The sequence below is a fragment of the Actinomycetota bacterium genome (assembly GCA_019347575.1).
GTDB lineage: Bacteria > Actinomycetota > Nitriliruptoria > Nitriliruptorales > Nitriliruptoraceae > JAHWKY01.
Map to the genome: position 1 here is coordinate 1 of JAHWKY010000102.1, position 3,022 is coordinate 3,022.

General features: G+C 70.7%; 3 protein-coding genes. All 3 read right to left on the minus strand.

From position 1 onward, the window contains the following. Nucleotides 1–171: 171 nt before the first annotated feature. The 3 genes from KY469_22715 to KY469_22725 all read right to left on the minus strand — a co-directional run bounded on the left by KY469_22715 (nucleotide 172) and on the right by KY469_22725 (nucleotide 2,953). Complete coding sequence (locus KY469_22715; GenBank protein MBW3665905.1) at nucleotides 172–594, minus strand: nuclear transport factor 2 family protein; 423 nt, start codon at nucleotides 592–594, stop codon at nucleotides 172–174. A gap of 112 nt (nucleotides 595–706) precedes the next feature. Further along, nucleotides 707–2,650, minus strand: coding sequence for a 1-deoxy-D-xylulose-5-phosphate synthase (gene dxs, locus KY469_22720; protein ID MBW3665906.1), 1,944 nt, complete (start codon nucleotides 2,648–2,650; stop codon nucleotides 707–709). A 42-nt stretch (nucleotides 2,651–2,692) separates the two neighbouring features. Next, nucleotides 2,693–2,953, minus strand: coding sequence for a hypothetical protein (locus KY469_22725; protein ID MBW3665907.1), 261 nt, complete (start codon nucleotides 2,951–2,953; stop codon nucleotides 2,693–2,695). Nucleotides 2,954–3,022 lie beyond the last annotated feature (69 nt).

Here is a 3,022-nt window from a genome sequence, read left to right on the forward strand (position 1 = left end):
GGACACGCGCTACGTAACGAGGACGACGTCCAGCACGCCGAGGAGCACCCCGGCCGCACCCATGGTCGTCGCGCTACGCAGCACGTGTCGTTCCTGTCGTCTCGTTCGGCGCGGTCGCGCCCACGCTCGCACGATGGTGGCGCACCGACCCGCCCTAGGTCAAACCGGGCGTCAAGCCGAGGCGAGCTGCGGCTCGGTGGGAGCGGCGATCATCGTCTCGGCGGTGTTCGCATCGCGCGTCGCCGCCGAGTCGAAGTAGAAATCGGTCTCGATGATCTTGCCGTTGCGCACGACGAAGACCGCGCAGTCCTGGGTCTCGCGGACCTTGCCGGTCTCGCCGCAGATCGCGAAGTTGTACAGCTCCACGACGACGCGGTCGTCCTCGCAGGTCCAGCGGTTCGGGGTGAGGGTCCACTTCTCCCAGTGCTCGAAGGCGAGCTTGAGGTCGGTGGTGAAGACCATCTTGCCGACCACGATCTCTCGTCCGCCGCCGGCGACGAAATGCACATCGTCCGAGCACAGCTCGGCGCAGCGATCCGCGTCGTGCCGGTTGAACGCTCCCAGCCAGGCTTCGACCACATCCCTCGGTGTCATGCAGGTCCCTTCCATGTCAGGCTCCGACCCGTCGGGTCGGACCATAACGCGACGGACGCCGTCCCGGTAGAGGAACGGAGGAACGTCCCGGAGGGCGCCGGCCGACGGGGCGTCAGGCGTCGCCGTTCAGAGCCTTGCGGGTCGCGGTCGCGATCCCGGTCCCGTCGAGGCCGAGCTCGGCCAGGATCCGGTGGGGCGAGGCGTGCGCGATGTACCCGTCGGGGACCCCGAGCTTGAGGATCGGCGGGGCGCTGTTGACGCCGGTCCGCTCGACGAGGCGGTCCGCGATGAACGCGCCCGCTCCACCACTCACGATGCCGTTCTCGACGGTGACGACGAGCGGGGCGCCGGCGAGCGCATCGAGGAGCCGCGGATCGACCGGACGGACGGCCCGGACGTCGTGGACCGCGACCTCGATGCCGTCACGCGACAGGATCTCGGCTGCTTCCAGCGCCGCACCGGCCCGGTCGCCGACGGCCACGATGGCCGCCTCGGCGCCCTGGCGGAGCCGCGCGGCCCGCAGATCGGTGCGCGCCTCGCCGCGGGAGACCGTGGCGCCCTTCGGGTAGCGGATCGCGACCGGTCCGGGCAGGTCCATCGCCTGGCGGAGCATCGAGGCGAGCTCCTCCTCGCTGGAGGGAGCGAGGACCGTCATGTCCGGGATCCGCAGGCAGAGCGCCATGTCGAGGATGCCATGGTGCGACGGTCCGTCGTCGCCGGTGATCCCGGCGCGGTCGAAGACGAACACGACGTGCGCGCCGTGCAGCCCGACGTCGAGGTTGGCCTGGTCGAAGGCCCGGGAGAAGAAGGTCGAGTAGACGGCCACGACCGGGATACGGCCCGCCATCGCCATGCCGGCCGCCCCGGTCACGGCGTTCTGTTCGGCGATCCCGACGTCGACGACCTGCCCCGGGGAACGCCCAGCGAGCGGCAGGAGCCCGGTCGAGCCAGGCATCGCCGCGGTGAGCGCGATCAGCTCGGGGCGTTCCTCGGCCAGCTCGTCGATCGTCTCGCTGAAGACCTGGGTCCAGCTACGCGGCTTGTCCGTGACCGCACGACCGGTCGCGACGTCGAAGGCGGAGGTGTCGTGCAGGCACTTCTCGGGATCGGTCTCGGCGGGCTCGTAGCCCTTGCCCTTCTGGGTGAGCACGTGCACCAGGACCGGCCCGTCCTGTCCCACGGCCGAGTGCAGCGCCTCCTCGATCGCCGGGACGTCGTGCCCGTCGACCGGACCCGTGTACCGCACCCCCAGGGACTCCACGAAGGACTGCAGCGCCGGGGCCTGGGACACCGCGGTCTTCAGACCCTCCAAGCCGGCATCGGCGATCCGCTCCGCGATCGGCAGGCGGGCGAGCACCTCGTCCATCATGGTGCGCAGACGGCGGTAGCGGCGGTTGAGCCGCAGCCGGGAGACCTGGTGGCTGAGCCGCGACACGGTGTGCGCGTAGGAGCGCCCGTTGTCGTTGAGGACGATCGTGACCGGCAGGCTGGAGTGGCCGATGTTGTTCAGCGCCTCGTAGGCCATCCCGCCCGTCAGCGCCCCGTCCCCGACCACCGCGACGATCCGCCGACGCTCCTCGGCGGCGCGGTCCGCCATGCCGCGGGCGAGCCCGAAGGCGTAGCTGAGGGCGGTGGACGCGTGGCTGTTCTCGATGTGGTCGTGGGCCGACTCGGCACGCGACGGGTAGCCGGACAGCCCACCCGCCTGCCGCAGGCTCCCGAACAGGTCCCTCCGACCCGTCAGCAGCTTGTGCACGTACGCCTGGTGGCCGGTGTCCCAGAGCAGCATGTCGTCAGGCGACTCGAGGACCCGGTGCAGCGCGAGGGTGAGTTCCACCGCACCGAGGTTGGACCCCAGGTGGCCGCCGGTCCGGGAGACGGCCTCGAGGATGAAGCTGCGGATCTCCCCGGCCAGGTCGTCGAGCTGCTCGTACGACAGCGCCTTGACGTCGGCCGGTGCGTCGATGCGTTCCAGGAGCACGTGGCGTCCTCGCCGTCGTCCTGCGGGTGGTTCGACGTGCCGGCGCCCCGGGATGGGTGCCGGCGGTCGTCTCATGGTACGCCCGTTCGGGTCATCGGTCGGAGCCGACGACGTCGGTCAGCTGCCGCGGATCGTCTCCGCGATCAGCTCGTTGGCGAGCTGCGGGTTGGCCTTCCCACGGGTCGCACGCATCACCTGCCCCACCAGCGCCCCGATCGCCTTGTCGTTGCCGCCGCGGATGTCCTCGACGGTGTCGGGGTTGTCGGCGATGACCTGGTCGACGACCGCCTGGAGCGAGTCGAGCCACTCACGGGTCTCCTGGGGGTCGGCATCGGGGAGTTGGGTCGGCATGCCGTCGGTGATGATCTTGGCGTCCATCGCGAGCTTCTCCTGGTGCCGCTGCCGCTACGAGCGCAAGCCTACGAGGCGACGCCGTGGTCAGAAGCC

Excerpts from the sequence above, each read along its gene's own strand:
- KY469_22715 (MBW3665905.1), bottom strand. The coding sequence starts at position 594 with ATGACACCGAGGGATGTGGTCGAAGCCTGGCTGGGAGCGTTCAACCGG.
- dxs (MBW3665906.1), bottom strand. The coding sequence starts at position 2,650 with ATGAGACGACCGCCGGCACCCATCCCGGGGCGCCGGCACGTCGAACCA.
- KY469_22725 (MBW3665907.1), bottom strand. The coding sequence starts at position 2,953 with ATGGACGCCAAGATCATCACCGACGGCATGCCGACCCAACTCCCCGAT.